The organism is Pseudomonas sp. HS6 (assembly GCF_023375815.1).
Taxonomy (GTDB): domain Bacteria; phylum Pseudomonadota; class Gammaproteobacteria; order Pseudomonadales; family Pseudomonadaceae; genus Aquipseudomonas.
In genome coordinates, this window is sequence record NZ_CP067412.1 from 611,444 (window position 1) to 630,675 (window position 19,232).

Here is a 19,232-nt window from a genome sequence, read left to right on the forward strand (position 1 = left end):
CGAAACCATAATCCGCAACACCCGAAGAAACGGATATTCACACAACAAAAAAAAGCCCGCCGATAATCACTCATCGGCGGGCTTTTCATTGGCAGCTAGCGCTTAAATCGCACCACGCTTACGCAACAGATCCAACACCTGCTTCACACTTTCATCCAGCGACAACGACTGAGTGTCGATCACCAGATCGGCATTCAGCGGCACGTCATACGGGAAGGACTCGCCCGGAATGTTGTCGCCACCCGCAGCGTACAACCCTTGCGGATCACGCTCGGCGCACACGGCTGGCGAGGCCTGGACGTAAACCGTCAGCAGACGATCCTTGCCGATCAGATCCCTGGCCTTCTCGCGACCTTCCGCACTCGGCGCCACGAATGCCGCCAGCGTCAGCAGGCCGGCTTCGTTGAACTGACGGGCAACGTGCGCCGCACGGCTCCAATTCTCGGTGCGACCGGCGCGATCCTGCGGCAGCCCCTTGTTGAGATCGTGACGCAGATTCTGGCCATCCAGCACGAACACTGCACGACCCAGATCGAACAGTTTGCGCTCGACCGCGTACGCCAGCGTGCTCTTGCCAGCGCCGGACAGGCCGCTGAACAGCACGGTCGCCGGTTGCTGGCCGAAACGCTGGGCGCGTTCTTCCGTCGCTACATGGGCCAGCTTGCCATGGTGCGTGGCAGTGCCATGGTTCACCGGCTGGGCGACGATCATGCCGGCGCCAACGGTGCCGTTGGTCAAACGGTCAATGATGATGAACGCGCCGGTGGTGCGGTTGCTGTCGTAACCGTCGAGGGCGATCGGTGCGTCGAGCGCGATCCTGACCTTGCCGATTTCATTGAGCTGCAACGCGCTCGCCGGGCCTTCTTCGAGGGTGTTGACGTCGACCTTGTTGACGATGCTGGCGATGGAGCCCGGCACGTAACTGGTGGCGCGCTTGATGTCGTATTTCTTGCCCGGCAGCATCGGCTCTTCAGCCATCCACACCAGCATCGCTTCGAAGCTGTCGGTCACCGGCGGCACATTGTCGGCATGCACCAGCAGGTCGCCACGGGAGATGTCGATCTCGTCTTCCATGGTCAACGTTACGGCCTGACCAGGACCGGCGTGTTCCAGTTCACCCTCGAAGGTGACGATGGATTTCACACGGCTGCTCTTGCCCGACGGCAGGACCACGACTTCGTCGCCCTTGTGCACGATGCCGCTGGCGAGCGTGCCGGCGAAACCGCGGAAGTTCAGGTTCGGACGATTGACGTACTGCACCGGGAAACGCAGATCGGTGAAGTTGCGGTCGCCCGCCACTTCCACGGTCTCGAGGATCTCCATCAGCGACTGGCCGGTGTACCACGGCGAGCGCTCGGACTTGTTCACCACGTTGTCGCCCTTCAGAGCGGACATCGGCACGAAGTGCATGCTCGTCGGCTTCATCTTCAAGCCTTCGGCGAACTTGAGGTAGTCGGCCTTGATCGACTCGAACACGCCTTGGTCGAAGTCTTTCAGGTCCATCTTGTTGATGGCCACGACGATGTGCTTGATGCCCAGCAACGAGGCGATGAAGCTGTGGCGACGGGTCTGGGTCTGCACGCCGTAACGGGCGTCGACCAGGATGATCGCCAGGTCACAGGTGGACGCACCGGTGGCCATGTTGCGGGTGTACTGCTCATGGCCGGGGGTGTCGGCAATGATGAATTTGCGCTTGGCGGTGGAGAAATAGCGGTATGCGACATCGATGGTGATGCCCTGCTCGCGCTCGGCCTGCAGGCCGTCAACCAGCAATGCCAGGTCGATGTCGTCACCGGTGGTGCCGACTTTCTTCGAATCGCGGGTGATAGCTTCGAGGTGATCTTCGTAGATCATCTTAGAGTCGTGCAGCAGGCGCCCGATCAGGGTGCTCTTGCCGTCATCGACGTTACCGCAGGTCAAAAAGCGCAGCAGCTCTTTACGTTCGTGCTGGCCCAGGTAGGCGAGGATGTCCTCGCTGATCAAATCAGACTGGTGAGACATGACAACCCCTTAGAAATAACCCTGACGTTTTTTATCTTCCATCGAGCCTGCGCCATCGTGGTCGATGACCCGGCCCTGGCGCTCGGAAGTTCGCGTCAGGAGCATTTCCTGAATGATGTCCGTCAGGCTTTCGGCCTCGGACTCCACCGCGCCCGTCAACGGGTAGCAGCCAAGGGTACGGAAACGCACTTTCTTTTTGACAATGCGCGCTTTGTCTTCATCGGACAGGTGTTCGAGGATGCGCTCGTCGTCGATCATGATCAGCGTGCCGTTCTTCTCGATGACTTCGCGTTCGGCGGCGAAGTACAGCGGTACGATCGGGATGCCTTCGAGGTAGATGTACTGCCAGATGTCCAGTTCGGTCCAGTTCGACAGCGGGAACACACGAATGGATTCGCCCTTGTTGACCTTGCCGTTGTAGACGTTCCACAGCTCCGGACGCTGGTTCTTCGGGTCCCAGCGGTGTTTGCTGTCGCGGAACGAGTAGACGCGCTCCTTGGCGCGGGACTTCTCTTCATCGCGACGGGCTCCGCCGAAAGCGGCGTCGAAACCATGCTTGTCGAGTGCCTGCTTCAAGCCCTCGGTCTTCATGATGTCGGTGTGTTTGGCGCTGCCGTGGGTGAACGGGTTGATGCCCTGCGCAACACCATCCGGGTTGACGTGGGTGATCAGGTCCAGACCCAGCTCTTCGACCATCTTGTCGCGGAACTTGTACATCTCCTGGAATTTCCACTGCGTGTCGACGTGCATCACCGGAAACGGCAGTTTGCCCGGGAAGAACGCCTTGCGTGCCAGATGCAGCATCACGGCGGAGTCTTTACCGATGGAGTACAGCATCACCGGGTTGTCGAACTCGGCGGCCACCTCGCGGATGATGTGGATGCTTTCCGCCTCCAGCTGTTTCAGATGCGTCAGTTTGTCGACCATGGCTACTCACGAAAGCTTTCTTATGAACGGCCAGCGGGCCGTGTTCGAGCGGGGAATCCTAGCACAGCGCCCCTCTTCTAATCAGGGCGCGAACTAGAACGAAAGAGCATATGAATATGCCTGCCTGTTTGCGTGTTAAATGGGATTCGGGCAGTCGATGAAGATGTGTTCCAAGGCAAACCGCTTCGCCAGATAGTCGCCCAGCGCCTGCACGCCATAGCGTTCGGTAGCGTGGTGGCCGGCGGCGATGAAGCTGATGTCGTTTTCCCGGGCGCTGTGGAACGTCTGCTCGGAGGCTTCACCGCTGAGAAACAGATCGACGCCGGCTGCAATAGCGTTATCGATGTAGCCCTGCCCGCCGCCAGTGCACCAGCCAACCCGACGGATCATCGCGCTGCCCTCGATCAGCAGCGGCTCGCGACCCATGCGTTCCTGCACACGACGGGCGAAGTCGCGGGCGGTCACCGGCTCGTCCAGAGAACCGACCAGGCCGATGATCTTCAGGTTGTCCGGATCCAGCGGCCCTTCGATGGTGATGTCGAGCTGCCGGGCCAGTTGCACGTTATTGCCGACGTCCGGGTGCAGATCCAGCGGCAGGTGATACGCCAGCAGACTGATGTCGTGCTTGAGCAGGGTTTTCAGGCGCCGTTGCTTCATGCCGGTGACACACGGGCTCTCACCCTTCCAGAAATAACCGTGGTGCACCAGCACCAGATCGGCCTCGGCGTCGACGGCGGCATCGAGCAACGCCTGGCTGGCCGTGACGCCGCTGACGATGCGCATCACTTGCGGGCGGCCCTCGACCTGCAGGCCGTTGGGGCAATAATCGGCAATTTTCGCACTGCCGAGGTAACGGTCGGCTTCTTCGACCAGGGTGCTCAGGGCGACGGCCATGAAAGACTCCTAAATATCCCGTTCAGAGGCACGCGCGGCCTCGTATAATGCGCGACATTATGGGCGGTCTGACCCCGCCTGCAACTTTTCCAGGACGTGCTTAATGCTCAAGGCGCTGCGTTTTTTCGGCTGGCCGCTGTTGGCCGGCGTGCTTATCGCTCTGTTGATTATTCAGCGTTACCCGCAGTGGGTCGGGCTTCCGAGCCTCGACGTCAACCTGCATCAGGCCCCGCAGACCACCAGCACGCAGCAGGGGCCGGTGTCCTATGCCGACGCCGTGGTCATCGCCGCGCCGTCGGTGGTCAACCTCTACACCACCAAAGTCATCAACAAGCCGAGCCATCCGCTGTTCGAAGACCCGCAGTTCCGCCGTTTCTTCGGGGACAACTCGCCGAAACAGAAACGCATGGAGTCGAGCCTCGGTTCCGGCGTGATCATGAGCCCGGAAGGCTACATCCTGACCAACAACCACGTCACCACCGGCGCCGACCAGATCGTCGTGGCGCTCAAGGATGGCCGTGAAACCCTGGCCCGCGTGATCGGAAGCGACCCGGAAACCGACCTGGCGGTCCTGAAAATCGATCTGAAGAACCTGCCGGCGATCACCGTCGGTCGCTCGGACAACATCCGCATCGGCGACGTCGCACTGGCTATCGGTAACCCGTTCGGGGTTGGCCAGACCGTGACCATGGGCATCATCAGTGCCACCGGCCGCAACCAGTTGGGCCTGAACAACTACGAAGACTTCATCCAGACCGACGCGGCGATCAACCCGGGCAACTCAGGCGGCGCACTGGTGGATGCCAACGGCAACCTCACCGGGATCAACACTGCGATTTTCTCCAAGTCCGGCGGCTCGCAAGGCATCGGTTTTGCGATCCCGGTGAAACTGGCGATGGAAGTGATGAAGTCGATCATCGAGCACGGTCAGGTGATTCGTGGCTGGCTGGGGATCGAAGTACAACCGCTGACGCAGGAACTGGCGGAGTCGTTCGGTCTGTCGGGGCGTCCGGGGATTGTGGTGGCGGGGATTTTCCGCGACGGCCCGGCACAGAAGGCCGGCCTGCAACTGGGTGACGTGATTCTCAGCATCGACGGCGAACCGGCCGGCGATGGCCGCAAGTCGATGAACCAGGTAGCGCGGATCAAACCGACCGACAAGGTCACGATTCAGGTGATGCGCAACGGCAAGGAGTTGAAGCTGACCGCCGAGATTGGTCTGCGTCCGCCGCCGGCGCCAGTAAAAGAAGAAGAGTAAGTACAAAAAAAGATGGGAGCGAATTCGCTCCCATCTTTTTATCGGCAAATCAGAGGTTGCCGAGGCCGTCGATCAACGCCTGATTCTGCTCCGGCGTGCCGATCGATATCCGCAGGAACTGGGCAATCCGCTCCTGCTTGAAGTGGCGCACGATCACACCCTGCTCACGCAGTTTGGCCGCCAGCCCCGCCGCATCATGTTGCGGATGCCGGGCGAAGATGAAGTTCGCCGCTGACGGCAGCACCTCAAAGCCCTTGGCCTGCAACTGGGCAACCACCCACTCACGACTCTCGATGACCAGTGCGCAGGTCTTGTCGAAGTACTCGCGATCCTCGAACGCTGCCGCCGCGCCGACATTCGCCATGCGATCGATCGGGTAGGAGTTGAAGCTGTTCTTGACCCGCTCCAACGCCTCGATCAGGTCCGGATGCCCGACTGCCAGACCAACCCGCAGACCTGCCAGCGAACGGGATTTGGACAAGGTCTGGGTGACCAGCAGGTTCGGATAACGATCCACCAGACTGATCGCAGTTTCGCCGCCGAAGTCGATGTAGGCCTCGTCGACCACCACCACTGAATCCGGGCTGGCCTTGAGGATTTGTTCGACGGCTTCCAGCGCCAGCAGGCAACCGGTCGGCGCGTTCGGGTTGGGGAAGATGATCCCGCCGTTCGGTTTGGCGTAGTCCGCCGGGTTGATCCGGAACTGCGCGTCCAGCGGCACCGCGTCGAACTGGATGCCGTAAAGGCCACAGTAGACCGGATAGAAGCTGTAGCTGATGTCCGGGAACAGCAGCGGCTGATCGTGTTGCAGCAGACCGTGGAAGATGTGCGCCAGCACTTCATCCGAACCGTTGCCGAGGAACACCTGGTTGCTCTGCACGCCGTAGTATTTGGCGACGGCGTTTTTCAGCAGGTCGCTGTTTGGGTCCGGGTACAGGCGCAGATTGTCGTTGAGTTCGGTCTGCATCGCCGCCAGGGCTTTTGGCGACGGGCCGTACGGGTTTTCGTTGGTGTTGAGTTTGACCAGACGGGTCAGCTTCGGCTGCTCGCCCGGCACGTACGGCACCAGATCCTTGACGAACGGGCTCCAGAATTTACTCATGCTCAGTTCCCCTTCACTTCGTCTTGGATGCGGTATTCGGCGCTGCGAGCGTGGGCGCTCAGCGATTCGCCACGGGCCAGGATCGATGCAGTCTTGCCCAGTTCCGAAGCACCGGCCTCGGAGCAAAAGATGATCGACGAGCGCTTCTGGAAGTCGTACACACCCAGTGGCGAGGAGAAACGCGCGGTGCCGGACGTCGGCAACACGTGGTTCGGACCTGCGCAGTAGTCGCCCAGGGCTTCGGAGGTGTGACGGCCCATGAAGATCGCGCCGGCGTGGCGGATCTGCGGCAGCCAGGCCTGCGGATCGGCGACCGACAGTTCAAGGTGTTCCGGGGCAATGCGGTTGGCGACTTCGATGGCCTGGGCCATGTCACGCACGTGGATCAGTGCACCACGGCCATTGATCGAGGTTTCGATGATGGTCGCGCGATCCATGGTCGGCAGCAATTTGTCGATGCTGGCGGCGACCTTGTCGAGGAATTCGGCGTCCGGGCTGACCAGGATCGCCTGGGCGTCTTCGTCGTGCTCGGCCTGGGAGAACAGGTCCATGGCGATCCAGTCCGGATCGGTCTGGCCGTCGCACACCACAAGGATTTCCGACGGGCCGGCAATCATGTCGATGCCGACCTGACCGAATACGTGACGCTTGGCGGTGGCGACATAGATGTTGCCCGGACCAACGACCTTGTCCACCTGCGGCACGCTTTCAGTGCCGTAGGCCAACGCGGCAACCGCTTGGGCACCACCGATGGTGAACACCCGGTCGACACCGGCGATGCACGCCGCCGCCAGTACGAGTTCGTTGACTTCACCGCGCGGGGTCGGCACCACCATGACCACTTCGGTCACGCCGGCGACCTTGGCCGGGATCGCGTTCATCAACACTGACGACGGGTACGACGCCTTGCCGCCCGGCACGTACAGACCGGCGCGATCCAGTGGCGTGACCTTCTGACCCAACACCGTGCCGTCGGCTTCGGTGTAGCTCCAGGAATCCTGCTTCTGTTTTTCGTGATAGCTGCGCACGCGGGCGGCGGCTTTTTCCAGCGCTTCACGTTGCGGTGCGGTGATGCGGGTCAGGGCCAGTTCCAGGCGCTCGCGCGGCAGGATCAGGTCCGCCATCGAGGCGACTTCGAGGCCGTCAAACTTCTGGGTGAACTCGACCAGCGCCGCGTCACCGCGCTCGCGCACAGCCTTGATGATGTCCAGCACCCGCTGATTGACCGAGTCGTCAGACACACTTTCCCAGCTCAGCAGATGATCCAGATGATGCGCGAAATCCGGGTCAGCAGCGTTGAGTCGGCGAATTGCAGTCGGTGCGGTCATAGCGAGAGCCTCATAGGAATGGCAAAAACTCAGGCGCCCTAACTTAGCAGTCGTTTCCGCTTGGGCACCTGAGATTCTGGCTATGAGGCGGATAGACGGGCGCGACTCAAGGTCGCGCAGGTACATCAGCCGCGGTGTCGAGACTCCACTGCCTTGCGCAGGGTGTCGATCAACGCCTGGATTCGGGCGTGTTGCATTTTCATCGAAGCCTTGTTGACCACCAGACGCGAGCTGATCGTCGCGATCAGTTCCTGGGGTTCCAGGCCGTTGGCACGCAGGGTGTTGCCAGTGTCGACCACGTCGATGATCTTGTCAGCCAGACCGATCAGCGGTGCCAGTTCCATCGAGCCATAGAGCTTGATGATGTCGACCTGACGGCCCTGCTCGGCGTAGTAACGCTTGGCAACGTTGACGAATTTGGTCGCGACACGCAGGCGGCCCTTAGGCTCGACCGCACCGATCTTGCCGGCGGTCATCAGCTTGCACTGGGCAATCTGCAGGTCCAGCGGCTCGTACAGGCCCTGGCCGGTGTATTCCATCAACACGTCTTTACCGGCAACGCCGAGGTCGGCCGCGCCATGCTCGACATAGGTCGGCACGTCGGTGGCACGCACGATCAACAGGCGTACGTCTTCCTGGGTCGTGGGAATGATCAGCTTGCGGCTCTTGTCCGGATTCTCGGTCGGCACGATGCCCGCTTCGGCGAGCAGCGGCAGGGTGTCGTCAAGGATGCGGCCCTTGGACAGTGCGATGGTCAACATGGGAAACGTCAGTCCTTATCAAGGTACTCATGTCCGGTCGCAATCGGCGCCGGACATACATCGAGGGCGTTACCACCCCCGATCAAAACGAATTCAACGGACACTTCCCTGTGTCCAGATGCAGCGACTAGCCCGGAACGCGACGGATCTTGGCGCCCAGCATCTGCAGTTTTTCCTCGATGCACTCGTAACCACGGTCGATGTGGTAGATGCGGTCGATCAGGGTATCGCCTTCAGCCATCAGAGCCGAAATCACCAGGCTGGCAGAAGCCCGCAGGTCGGTTGCCATCACTGGCGCGCCCTTGAGGATTTCAGTGCCGGTCACGATGGCCGTGTTGCCTTCGACCTGGATCTTGGCACCCATGCGGTGCAGTTCGTACACGTGCATGAAGCGGTTTTCGAAGATCGTCTCGATCACTGCACCGGTGCCTTCGGCAATGGCGTTGAGCGAGATGAACTGCGCCTGCATGTCGGTCGGGAACGCCGGGTACGGCGCAGTGCGCACGTTGACCGCTTTCGGGCGCTTGCCGTGCATGTTCAGCTCGATCCAGTCTTCACCGGTGGTGACTTCTGCACCGGCTTCACGGAGTTTTTCCAGAACGGCTTCGAGAATGGTCGGATCGGTGTCCTTGACCTTCACGCGGCCACCGGTCACCGCGGCGGCTACCAGATAGGTACCGGTTTCGATACGGTCAGGCATGACCTTGTAGAAGGCAGAACCCAGACGCTCGACGCCATCGATGGTGATGGTGTCGGTACCAGCGCCGGAGACCTTGGCGCCCATGGCGTTCAGGAAGTTCGCCAGGTCAACGACTTCAGGCTCGCGGGCAGCGTTCTGCAGCACGCTGCGGCCCTTGGCCAGAGCAGCAGCCATCATGATGTTCTCGGTACCGGTCACGCTGACGGTATCGAAGAAGAAGTGTGCACCACGCAGGCCGCCTTCAGGCGCCTTGGCCTTGATGTAGCCGCCTTCGACGTCAATGACCGCACCCATGGCTTCCAGGCCACGGATGTGCAGGTCGACCGGACGCGAGCCAATCGCGCAACCGCCAGGCAGAGCCACTTCGGCTTCACCAAAACGGGCAACCATCGGGCCCAGCACCAGGATCGAAGCACGCATGGTTTTCACCAGTTCGTACGGGGCGATCAGGGTCTTGATGGTGCGCGGGTCGATTTCGACGCTGAGCTTCTCGTCGATCACCGGCTCGATGCCCATGCGACCGAACAGCTCGATCATGGTGGTGATGTCGTGCAAGTGCGGCAGGTTGCCGACGGTGACCGGGCCATCGCACAGCAAGGTGGCCGCCAGGATCGGCAGGGCGGAGTTCTTCGCCCCGGAGATGCGGATCTCGCCATCAAGACGAGCGCCACCAGTAATAATCAATTTATCCATAACAATCTCGACGCCCTAGGGCTCAGGTGCGCTCGGCCCAGGCCGCGCTGCTGAAAAATTTCATAGTGACCGCGTGGATGCTGCCATCGGCGATCCATGGGTTCAAATGGGCATAGATGCTTTGCTGACGCTTGACCGGGCTCAACGCCGCCAGTTCATCGCTAATCACGTTCAGCTGAAAGTTGCAGCCTTCGCCTTCAACTTCCACCCGGGTTCCGGGCAGATTTGCTTCAAGGAAGCTCTTCACTTCTACGGCCTGCATGCTCAACCTCAATCGGCGCCCTGTGCGCACGGGTCGGACATCATACAAAAAAGCCCCGCGCCTGCGAACCCCGCTGCGCAGGACTCTGACGGGGGGCTTCTTTACAGATGCGGGTTCAGGGTTGCGCCAACAGCTCGGTCAGCTCGCTGACCTGAGCAATTTCACGCATGTCTTCGGGCATCCCGCGGATGCTGACGGCCTTGCCGGCGGCTTTCGCATCGCGAATGAAGCACAGCAGCAACGACAGGCCGACGCTGCTGGACTTTTCCACCGCCGAGCAATCGATCACCAATGCCGGGGCATTGCACGACTTGATCAGCGCCCGCCCCTGCTCCCGAAGACCGGGACCTGTGCGGTAATCCAGCACACCCGTGAGCTGCAGCTCACTGGCCGCGTCCAGACGAACGGCCGACTCGGTCATTGGGCAGGCTTTCCGTTCTGTTCGGACGACTGCTTCGCCTTGGCCACTTCCCCGGCCCAACCGTTGATGGTCTTGTCCAGGTCGTTGCCGTTACGCTGCATCGCATCGGCGAATTGATCGCGGAACAGCTTTCCGATGTTGATGCCGTTGATGATCACGTTGCGCAGTTTCCACTCGCCATTGATCTTCTCGAGCGTGTACGACACCGGGTAGATCGCGCCGTTGCTGCCCTTGACGGTCATGCCGACGCTGGTGCGATCGCCCGATTCGTCCTTGGCCGGGTCAACGGTGATGCCCTGGTTGTTATATTCGAGCAAGGCGTTGCCATAGAACTGGAACAGGCCTTTCTTGAAGTTTTCCTCGAAGGTCTTCATCTGCGCCGGTGTAGCCTTGCGCGAATACTTGACCGTCATGATGCTCTTGGAAATGCCCTCGGCATCCACAACCGGTCCGACGATGCTGTTCAGCGCCGCGTAGAAGTCGTTCGGATCCTGCTTGTACTTCTCTTTATTGGCGGCCAGATCGGCCAACATCCGTTTGGTGGTGTCCTGAACCAGGTCGTGCGCCGAAGGCGCCGCCACGGCGTTAGCCACCAGCGGCAGTGCCGCCAGCAACACCAACAGGCCACGTCGCAAGGTAGAGATCATTCAAAAGCTCCTCATTTGGCGTCTTTGCTAACGGTATTGAGCAGGAATTTACCGATCAGGTCTTCCAGTACCAGTGACGACTGCGTGTCGTGGATGGTTCCACCATCCTTGAGGCGGGTTTCTTCCCCGCCCACGCTGATACCGATGTACTTCTCGCCCAACAGGCCAGCGGTGAGGATAGACGCTGTGGAGTCGGTCGGCAGGTTGTCGACCTTCTTGTCCACCAGCAAAGTTACCCGACCGGTGAAGCTGTCGCGGTCCAGATCGATCGCCGTGACCTTGCCGATGGTCACACCGGCCATGGTCACTTTGGCTCTGACCGTCAAACCGGCGATATTGTCGAAGTACGCGTAAAGTTTATAGCTGTCGGTGGCGGACGTCGGAGACAGGCCACTGACCCGCAGGGCCAGCAGCAACAAGGCCAGGATCCCTGCCAGCAGGAACAGGCCGACACCGATTTCCAGGGTGCGGTTTTGCATCAGAAATCTCCAAACATCAAAGCGGTCAGAATAAAGTCCAGGCCGAGTACTGCCAGCGAGGCAAACACTACGGTCTTGGTGGTGGCACGACTGATCCCCTCGGAAGTGGGCTCACAGTCATAGCCTTGGAATACGGCGATCCAGGTCACGACAAAGGCGAAAACAATACTTTTGATCACGCCATTGAGCACATCGCTGGAGAAATTCACGCTGTTCTGCATGTTTGCCCAGTAGGAGCCTTCATAGACGCCCAGCCAGTCGACCGCGACCCAGGAACCGCCCCAGATGCCGACCACGCTGAAGATCATCGCCAGCACCGGCAGGGAAATGAACCCGGCCCACAGGCGCGGAGCAATGATGTACTTGAGCGGGTCCACACCGATCATTTCCAGGCTGGACAATTGCTCGGTGGACTTCATATTGCCGATTTCCGCCGTCAGCGCCGAACCGGCACGACCGGCGAACAGCAGCGCCGTCACCACCGGACCCAGTTCACGCAGGAGGGTCAAGGCAACCATCTGCCCCACCGCCTGTTCCGAACCATAGCTCGACAGAATACTGAAGCCTTGCAGCGCCAGGACCATGCCGATGAAAATCCCGGAAACCACGATGATCACCAGCGACATGACGCCGACTGAATGCAACTGTTTGACCAGCAGGCCGAAACCGCCGCTGATACCACCCCGGCCCAGCAGGGCGTGGAACAGGAACAGGGTCGCCCGACCGAATACCGCGACAGCGTCGATGGCTGACTCGCCGAACTGACGCACGCGTTCTATTAATGAAATTCTGCGCATCAACGCTTCCCCAGAAGATCTGCGCGGTAATCCGTCGCTGGAAAGTGATACGGAACCGGGCCATCGGGGTTGCCGGTCATGAACTGACGGATACGCGGCTCATCCGAGTTCATCAACTCGTCCGGCGTGCCCTGCCCCAACACCTGCCCATCACCTACGACATAGATGTAGTCGGCGATGCTCGCGGTTTCCGCCAGATCGTGGGAAACCACGATGCTGGTGATCCCCAGCGCGTCGTTGAGCAGGCGGATCAGGCGCACCAGAACGCCCATGGCAATCGGGTCCTGGCCGACGAACGGTTCGTCGTACATGAGGATCTGTGGATCAAGCGCAATCGCCCGGGCCAGCGCCACGCGACGTTTCATGCCACCGGACAGCTCATCGGGCATCAATTCGATGGCGCCGCGCAGCCCCACAGCCTGCAATTTGAGCAGGACGATGTCGCGGATCATCTCCTCCGGTAATTCGGTGTGAACGCGCAGGGGAAAGGCGACGTTCTCGAACACATCGAGATCGGTGAACAGCGCGCCGCTCTGAAACAGCACCCCCATGTGCTTGCGTGCATCGAACAGATCGCTGCGCGAAAGCTTCGGCAGGTTCTGGCCATTGACCCAGACCTCGCCCTGCGAAGGCCGCAACTGGGCGCCCATCAAACGCAACAGCGTGGTCTTGCCACACCCGGAAGGCCCCATGATGCCGGTGACCTTGCCGCGCGGGATGCGGATATCGACGTTATTGAAAATGCTCCGCGCACCGCGCTTGAAGGAGACTCCCTTCAGCTCGACCGCGTAGGCGTTATCGGCACTCATCTAAACTCCTTGCGATGCAGCCTCTCACTCGGACGCCTGGCTTTCTGGAGAAAGCCCCTACATCCCGGGCAGGCCGAACTGGCGGCGAACTATATCACTGCAAAGGCCAAGCGCCCAAGGCCTCTCCCCGGCTGCGTTCAGCGATATGACAGGCCTTGGGCTTCTATTAGAGGGTTTTAGTAACGCGGAATGACAAAGCACGACGAACTTGCGTGAGGCTTTTCAACATAACCGCTATAATCGCCGCCTTTTCATCGGGCTATACGATTTCTGACATGAGCCAAACCAGCGACCTGATTCAATCGGCACAACGCACCATCCGCCTCGAAGTGGAAGCCGTACAAGGCTTGTTACCCCATATCGACGCCGATTTCGTACGCGCTTGCGAGATGATTCTGGCCAGCAAGGGCCGTGTAGTCGTCGTCGGCATGGGCAAGTCCGGGCACATCGGCAACAAGATTGCCGCGACCCTGGCCAGCACCGGCACCCCGGCATTTTTCGTGCACCCGGCCGAGGCCAGCCACGGCGATATGGGCATGATCACCCGTGACGATGTGATCCTGGCCCTGTCGAACTCAGGCTCCACCAACGAAATTGTTACCCTGCTGCCACTGATCAAGCGCCTGGGCATCCAGCTGATCAGCGTGACCGGCAACCCGCAATCGCCTCTGGCCAAAGCGGCCGAGGTCAATCTTAACGTTCACGTCGAGCACGAAGCCTGCCCGCTGAACCTGGCACCGACCTCCTCGACCACTGCCGCTTTGGTCATGGGCGACGCCCTGGCCGTGGCGTTGCTGGAAGCACGGGGCTTCACCGCTGAAGATTTCGCCTTTTCCCACCCGGGTGGCGCACTGGGCCGACGCCTGCTGCTGAAAGTGGAAAACGTCATGCACGCCGGTCAGGAGTTGCCGCAGGTACAACGCGGCACCCTGCTCAAGGACGCATTGATGGAAATGACCCGCAAAGGTCTGGGCATGACCGTCATTCTTGAAGCCGACGGCAAACTCGCCGGGATCTTCACTGACGGTGACCTGCGCCGCACGCTGGACCGCAGCATTGATATACGCAGCGCCACCATCGACCAGGTGATGACCGTGCACGGCAAGACCGCCCGCGCCGAAATGCTCGCCGCCGAGGCCCTGAAAATCATGGAAGACCATCGAATCAACGCGCTTGTCGTCGTGGATGAGGACGATCGCCCGATCGGCGCCTTCAACCTCTCCGACCTGCTGCGCGCAGGAGTGATGTAAATGAGCACCGATCTGCTGCAACGCGGCAAAGCCATCAAGCTGGCGGTTTTCGACGTCGACGGCGTCCTAACCGACGGGCGCCTGTACTTCCTTGAAGACGGCAGCGAGTTCAAGACCTTCAATACGCTCGACGGCCAGGGCATCAAGATGTTGATGAACGCCGGCGTACAGACCGCCATCATCAGTGGTCGCAAGACCCCGGTGGTCGAGCGCCGGGCGAAAAACCTCGGCATCCCGCACCTGTTTCAGGGTCGCGAAGACAAACTCGTCGTCCTCGACGGTCTTCTCGAGCAACTGGGCCTAAGCTATGAACAGGTCGCCTATCTCGGCGACGATCTGCCCGACCTGCCGGTGATTCGCCGGGTAGGGCTGGGGATGGCGGTGGCTAACGCTGCCGCTTTTGTGCGCGAGCACGCCCATGGCGTCACTCAGGCCCGTGGTGGCGAGGGTGCCGCCCGTGAATTCTGCGAACTGATCCTGCGCGCCCAGGGCAGCCTCGATGCCGCCAATAACGCGTATTTGTGAGTCAAACCATGTTTAGCAAAAAGTTTCGCAACATACTGCTGTTCGGTTGCATCGCGGCCATCTTCGGCGCGGTCGGCTACTGGAACATCAGCCCGGAACGCTTCCTCGACAAGCCGCCTGTCTCGGCAGAAGAGAGCCCGATCGACTGGTATGCGACCAACACCCACACCTTGCAGTACCTGGAAGACGGCAAGGTGCAGTACGAAATGACTTCCGACAAGGCCGAGCACGTCAAGGCGACCGACATTACACTGGTCACCAAGCCCGACCTGAACATGTATCGCGGCACCGACTTCCCGTGGCACGTGACCAGCGAACGCGGTGAAGTGAATTCCGGCGGCACCGAAGTCGAATTGATCGACTCGGTTCGCGTCAAGCGCACCGATGAAAAGAACCGCGACACCCTGATCACCAGCACACGCATGACCGTGTTTCCGCAGCAGCAATATGCGCAGACCGAGCAACCCGTTAGAATCGACGGCGCTGGCGGCATATCGACCGGCGTGGGAATGAAAGCGTATTTGAAGGAAAGCAGGATACACCTGCTATCGAACGTAAGAGGACAGTATGAGGCTCGTTAAAACCCTCCCTATTTTGCTCAGTCTGGGCGCAGCACTGGGAAGCGTGAGCGCCTGGGCTCTGCCGAACGATAGTCAGCAACCTATCCGCATCCAGGCTGACGATGCTCAGCTCGATGACAAGAATGGCGTCGCGACCTACAAGGGCGATGTGATCATCACCCAAGGCTCGATGATCGTTAAAGGCAACACCGTGACCATGACCCGCGCGCCCAACGGCGATATCGACGTCGTGACTTCGGTGGGCAATCTGGCCTACTTCGAGCAATTGCAGACCCAGGGCGACGCCAAGCCGGTTCAAGGCTACGGCGTGACCATTCAGTACCATGCGCAGCAAAACCGCGTTGTACTGATCGACAAGGCCAAGGTCATCGACAAGGACAACAACGTCACTCAAGGCGAGAAAATCGTCTATGACACGGTGAAAAAACTGGCCAGCGCCGGTCGCGCCACCGGCAACAAGGTCACCGAAGCGCGCCCGCGCATCGACATGGTGATCCAGCCGAAGAAGAAAACCGACGAGAAAACCCAGTAATGGCAACTCTGAAAGCTCAGCACCTGGCCAAGGCCTATAAAAGCCGCCAGGTCGTGCGCGATGTCAGCCTGTCGATCGACAGCGGGCAGATCGTCGGCCTGCTCGGCCCCAATGGCGCCGGCAAGACCACCTGCTTCTACATGATCGTCGGCCTGGTACAGGCCGATCAGGGTCGCGTGCTGATCGACGACCTGGACGTCAGCCATCAGCCAATGCACGGCCGCGCCAAGGCCGGTATCGGGTATCTGCCCCAGGAAGCGTCGATCTTCCGCAAACTGTCGGTGGCCGACAACATCATGGCCATCCTCGAGACCCGTCAGGAGCTCGACAAGGCCGGCCGTCGCAAGGAGCTGGAAAGCCTGCTGCAGGAGTTCCACATCAGCCACATCCGCGACAACCTCGGCATGAGCCTGTCCGGTGGTGAACGTCGCCGAGTGGAAATCGCCCGCGCACTGGCCACTGCACCGAAATTCATCCTGCTCGACGAACCGTTCGCCGGTGTCGACCCGATTTCCGTGGGCGACATCAAGCAGATCATTCACCACCTCAAGGCCAAGGGCATCGGTGTACTGATCACCGACCACAACGTCCGCGAGACGCTGGATATCTGTGAAACGGCCTACATCGTTAATGATGGCCAACTGATCGCCGAAGGCGACTCCGCGACCATCCTCGCCAATGATCTGGTGAAGGAAGTGTATCTGGGTCACGAGTTCCGCCTGTAAGCGCGACAGCATTCGACCAGCCGTCCGGGTGCTGTAACGTTGAAGCGCACTTTTATACGCTTTTATTGTTACAGCGCTCTAGGCAAACACGACAGTTTCAGGCATATAATTTGCTTAAGTTTGGCGCTCCGGCGCCCTGTAGTGGATGGCGCATAGCGCCGGCGAATAAGGTGTTAAGCCCCTGCCATGAAACCATCGCTAGTCTTGAGAATGGGCCAGCAGCTGACGATGACACCGCAGCTGCAACAGGCCATCCGCCTGCTCCAATTGTCGACCCTGGATCTGCAACAGGAAATCCAGGAGGCTCTGGAATCCAATCCGATGCTCGAACGTCAGGAAGACGGCGACGACTTCGACAACTCCGATCCCATGGCCGACAACGCCGAACAGAAGCCCAACACCGAGATCCAGGAACCCTCCTATCAGGAGACCGCACCGACGGTCGATAATCTTGAAGAAGGCGAATGGAACGAGCGAATCCCCAACGAACTGCCGGTGGACACTGCTTGGGAAGACGTCTACCAGACCAGTGCCAGTAGCCTGCCGAGCAGCGATGACGACGAGTGGGACTTCACCACCCGTACCTCCGCCGGCGAGAGCCTGCAAAGCCACCTGCTGTGGCAGTTGAACCTGGCGCCGATGTCCGACACCGATCGCCTGATCGCCGTCACCCTGATCGACTGCATCAACAATCAGGGCTACCTCGACGAAACCCTCGAAGAAATCCTCGACGCCTTCGATCCGGAGCTCGACATCGAGCTGGACGAGATCGAAGCCGTCCTGCACCGCATCCAGCAATTCGAACCTGCCGGCATTGGCGCACGCAACCTGGGCGAATGCCTGCTGCTGCAATTGCGCCAGCTATCGGCCAAGACTCCTTGGCTCGCGGAGGCCAAGCGTCTGGTCACCGATTACATCGACCTGCTTGGCAGCCGCGACTACAGCCAGCTGATGCGCCGCATGAAGCTCAAGGAAGATGAACTGCGCCAGGTCATCGAACTGGTACAGAGCCTCAACCCGCGCCCAGGCTCGCAAATCGAATCCACCGAAGCCGAATACGTGGTGCCTGACGTCATCGTGCGCAAGGACAACGAACGCTGGCTGGTTGAGCTGAACCAGGAATCGGTGCCACGCCTGCGAGTCAACGCTCAGTACGCCGGTTTCGTCCGTCGCGCCGACACCAGCGCCGACAACACCTTCATGCGCAATCAATTGCAGGAAGCCCGCTGGTTCATCAAGAGCCTGCAGAGCCGCAACGAAACCCTGATGAAAGTGGCCACCCAGATCGTCGAGCATCAACGCGGCTTTCTTGAATACGGCGACGAAGCCATGAAGCCGCTGGTACTGCATGACATCGCTGAAGCGGTGGGCATGCACGAGTCGACCATTTCCCGGGTCACCACGCAGAAATTCATGCATACCCCCCGGGGCATTTATGAACTGAAATACTTTTTCTCCAGCCACGTCAGCACCTCCGAAGGCGGTGAATGCTCGTCCACGGCGATTCGCGCGATCATCAAAAAACTGGTTGCCGCGGAAAATCAGAAAAAGCCGTTGAGTGACAGCAAGATCGCTGGTTTACTGGAGGCACAAGGCATTCAGGTGGCTCGCCGCACCGTCGCCAAGTACCGCGAATCCCTCGGGATCGCGCCTTCGAGCGAACGCAAGCGGTTGATGTAAGCCACGTTACAGCGTTCCAGTGGCAGGCTCTTCGGCCTGCCGCTTTATGCACTGGCAACGAAGGAGAAGCTGTATGCAAGTCAACATCAGTGGACACCAACTGGAAGTTACCCAACCTCTCCGTGAGTACGTTGAGCAAAAGCTCAAGAGGCTTGAGGGCCATTTCGACAAGATCACCAACGTGCAAGTCACGATGTGCGTCGAGAAGCTGAAGCAGAAAATCGAAGCCACGCTGCATATTCCCGGTAACGAGGTCGTCGCAAACGCGGAACATACAGATATGTACGCTGCGATCGACGCGCTGACCGACAAGCTTGATAAACAACTCAAAAAGCATAAGGAAAAGACCCAGAGCCTGCTTCAGGGCGCTACCGGTCGATAACCCCCACCCCCATGATCCGACTTGAAAGCATCCTGACCCCCGGCCGTTCCCTCGTGAACGTGCCGGGCGGCAGCAAAAAGAAAGCCCTCGAACAAATTGCCAACCTGATCGCCCGGGAAGTACCGGATCTGGAGATGCAAGATGTCTTCGAGGCGCTGATTGCCCGTGAAAAACTCGGCTCGACCGGTTTTGGCAACGGCATCGCCATTCCCCACTGCCGCCTCAAGGGCTGTGAGTCGCCCATCAGCGCCTTGATGCACCTTGAAGCGCCCATCGATTTCGACGCCATCGATGGTGCACCGGTCGACCTGCTGTTTGTGCTGCTGGTCCCCGAAGCCGCCACCGATGCGCACCTGGAACTGCTGCGCCAGATCGCCAGCATGCTCGACCGCAAGGAAGTACGCGAAAAACTGCGTCGCGCTACCACCAACGAAGCCTTGTATCAGGTTGTCCTGGACGAGCAAAACGGGCACTAAAC

Annotated in this window: 22 protein-coding genes; 9 read left to right on the forward strand and 13 right to left on the reverse strand. The window is 60.0% G+C overall.

Annotated features, from left to right (window positions below):
- Positions 1–102: 102 nt before the first annotated feature.
- From cysN to JJN09_RS02960, 3 genes are all read right to left on the reverse strand, one after another.
- Positions 103–2,001 (reverse strand): sulfate adenylyltransferase subunit CysN, encoded by a 1,899-nt coding sequence (gene cysN / locus JJN09_RS02950; RefSeq protein WP_249485539.1) that lies wholly within the window; start codon positions 1,999–2,001, stop codon positions 103–105.
- A gap of 9 nt (positions 2,002–2,010) precedes the next feature.
- On the reverse strand, positions 2,011–2,928 hold the full coding sequence (gene cysD, locus JJN09_RS02955) for a sulfate adenylyltransferase subunit CysD (RefSeq protein WP_096818994.1): 918 nt from the start codon (positions 2,926–2,928) through the stop codon (positions 2,011–2,013).
- A gap of 135 nt (positions 2,929–3,063) precedes the next feature.
- A complete protein-coding gene (locus tag JJN09_RS02960) occupies positions 3,064–3,822 on the reverse strand; it encodes a Nif3-like dinuclear metal center hexameric protein (RefSeq protein ID WP_249485542.1) in 759 nt (252 codons plus the stop codon).
- Between the two features lie 103 nt (positions 3,823–3,925).
- Here JJN09_RS02960 and algW point away from each other — a divergent pair, with 103 nt between their 5' ends.
- Positions 3,926–5,080, forward strand: a complete 1,155-nt coding sequence (gene algW, locus JJN09_RS02965; RefSeq protein ID WP_249485544.1) for a Do family serine endopeptidase AlgW — start codon at positions 3,926–3,928, stop codon at positions 5,078–5,080.
- A gap of 49 nt (positions 5,081–5,129) precedes the next feature.
- Here the strand turns inward: algW and hisC are convergent, their stop codons facing one another.
- From hisC to JJN09_RS03015, 10 genes are all read right to left on the reverse strand, one after another.
- The gene (hisC, locus tag JJN09_RS02970; RefSeq protein ID WP_249485545.1) at positions 5,130–6,182 is read right to left on the reverse strand and encodes a histidinol-phosphate transaminase; all 1,053 of its coding nucleotides are present in this window, start codon (positions 6,180–6,182) and stop codon (positions 5,130–5,132) included.
- Positions 6,183–6,184: 2 nt separating this feature from the next.
- Entirely contained in the window at positions 6,185–7,510 is a 1,326-nt protein-coding gene (gene hisD / locus JJN09_RS02975; protein ID WP_249485547.1) for a histidinol dehydrogenase, read from the reverse strand.
- Between the two features lie 125 nt (positions 7,511–7,635).
- Positions 7,636–8,271 (reverse strand): ATP phosphoribosyltransferase, encoded by a 636-nt coding sequence (gene hisG, locus JJN09_RS02980; protein ID WP_096818980.1) that lies wholly within the window; start codon positions 8,269–8,271, stop codon positions 7,636–7,638.
- Between the two features lie 127 nt (positions 8,272–8,398).
- A complete protein-coding gene (gene murA, locus JJN09_RS02985) occupies positions 8,399–9,664 on the reverse strand; it encodes a UDP-N-acetylglucosamine 1-carboxyvinyltransferase (protein ID WP_249485548.1) in 1,266 nt (421 codons plus the stop codon).
- Between the two features lie 22 nt (positions 9,665–9,686).
- Positions 9,687–9,926 (reverse strand): BolA family protein, encoded by a 240-nt coding sequence (locus JJN09_RS02990; RefSeq protein WP_096818978.1) that lies wholly within the window; start codon positions 9,924–9,926, stop codon positions 9,687–9,689.
- Positions 9,927–10,041: 115 nt separating this feature from the next.
- On the reverse strand, positions 10,042–10,347 hold the full coding sequence (locus JJN09_RS02995) for a lipid asymmetry maintenance protein MlaB (protein ID WP_249485550.1): 306 nt from the start codon (positions 10,345–10,347) through the stop codon (positions 10,042–10,044).
- Complete coding sequence (locus tag JJN09_RS03000) at positions 10,344–10,994, reverse strand: phospholipid-binding protein MlaC (protein WP_249485552.1); 651 nt, start codon at positions 10,992–10,994, stop codon at positions 10,344–10,346. Before JJN09_RS03000 ends, JJN09_RS02995 begins: the two co-directional genes overlap by 4 nt.
- Before the next feature lie 11 nt (positions 10,995–11,005).
- Positions 11,006–11,473, reverse strand: a complete 468-nt coding sequence (gene mlaD / locus JJN09_RS03005) for an outer membrane lipid asymmetry maintenance protein MlaD (protein ID WP_249485554.1) — start codon at positions 11,471–11,473, stop codon at positions 11,006–11,008.
- Entirely contained in the window at positions 11,473–12,270 is a 798-nt protein-coding gene (mlaE, locus tag JJN09_RS03010) for a lipid asymmetry maintenance ABC transporter permease subunit MlaE (RefSeq protein ID WP_249485556.1), read from the reverse strand. The genes mlaD and mlaE overlap by 1 nt, the downstream gene beginning before the upstream one ends.
- Positions 12,270–13,079, reverse strand: coding sequence for an ATP-binding cassette domain-containing protein (locus JJN09_RS03015; protein ID WP_249485558.1), 810 nt, complete (start codon positions 13,077–13,079; stop codon positions 12,270–12,272). Before JJN09_RS03015 ends, mlaE begins: the two co-directional genes overlap by 1 nt.
- A 275-nt stretch (positions 13,080–13,354) precedes the next feature.
- On the opposite strand from JJN09_RS03015, the gene JJN09_RS03020 reads away from it, so the two are divergent.
- The 8 genes from JJN09_RS03020 to ptsN all read left to right on the forward strand — a co-directional run bounded on the left by JJN09_RS03020 (position 13,355) and on the right by ptsN (position 19,230).
- Positions 13,355–14,329 (forward strand): KpsF/GutQ family sugar-phosphate isomerase, encoded by a 975-nt coding sequence (locus JJN09_RS03020; protein ID WP_085729618.1) that lies wholly within the window; start codon positions 13,355–13,357, stop codon positions 14,327–14,329.
- A complete protein-coding gene (locus JJN09_RS03025) occupies positions 14,330–14,854 on the forward strand; it encodes an HAD family hydrolase (RefSeq protein WP_011332476.1) in 525 nt (174 codons plus the stop codon).
- An 8-nt stretch (positions 14,855–14,862) separates the two neighbouring features.
- Positions 14,863–15,435 carry an LPS export ABC transporter periplasmic protein LptC gene (gene lptC / locus JJN09_RS03030; RefSeq protein ID WP_249485560.1) on the forward strand — a complete coding sequence of 191 codons (573 nt, stop codon included), beginning with the start codon at positions 14,863–14,865 and terminating at the stop codon, positions 15,433–15,435.
- Positions 15,422–15,967 carry a lipopolysaccharide transport periplasmic protein LptA gene (gene lptA, locus JJN09_RS03035; RefSeq protein ID WP_249485561.1) on the forward strand — a complete coding sequence of 182 codons (546 nt, stop codon included), beginning with the start codon at positions 15,422–15,424 and terminating at the stop codon, positions 15,965–15,967. Before lptC ends, lptA begins: the two co-directional genes overlap by 14 nt.
- Positions 15,967–16,692, forward strand: a complete 726-nt coding sequence (lptB, locus tag JJN09_RS03040) for an LPS export ABC transporter ATP-binding protein (protein ID WP_007953572.1) — start codon at positions 15,967–15,969, stop codon at positions 16,690–16,692. Before lptA ends, lptB begins: the two co-directional genes overlap by 1 nt.
- A 186-nt stretch (positions 16,693–16,878) precedes the next feature.
- On the forward strand, positions 16,879–18,372 hold the full coding sequence (locus JJN09_RS03045) for an RNA polymerase factor sigma-54 (protein ID WP_249485563.1): 1,494 nt from the start codon (positions 16,879–16,881) through the stop codon (positions 18,370–18,372).
- 73 nt (positions 18,373–18,445) lie between these two features.
- Complete coding sequence (gene raiA, locus JJN09_RS03050; RefSeq protein WP_007953578.1) at positions 18,446–18,754, forward strand: ribosome-associated translation inhibitor RaiA; 309 nt, start codon at positions 18,446–18,448, stop codon at positions 18,752–18,754.
- Positions 18,755–18,765: 11 nt separating this feature from the next.
- Positions 18,766–19,230, forward strand: coding sequence for a PTS IIA-like nitrogen regulatory protein PtsN (gene ptsN / locus JJN09_RS03055; protein ID WP_169428869.1), 465 nt, complete (start codon positions 18,766–18,768; stop codon positions 19,228–19,230).
- Positions 19,231–19,232 lie beyond the last annotated feature (2 nt).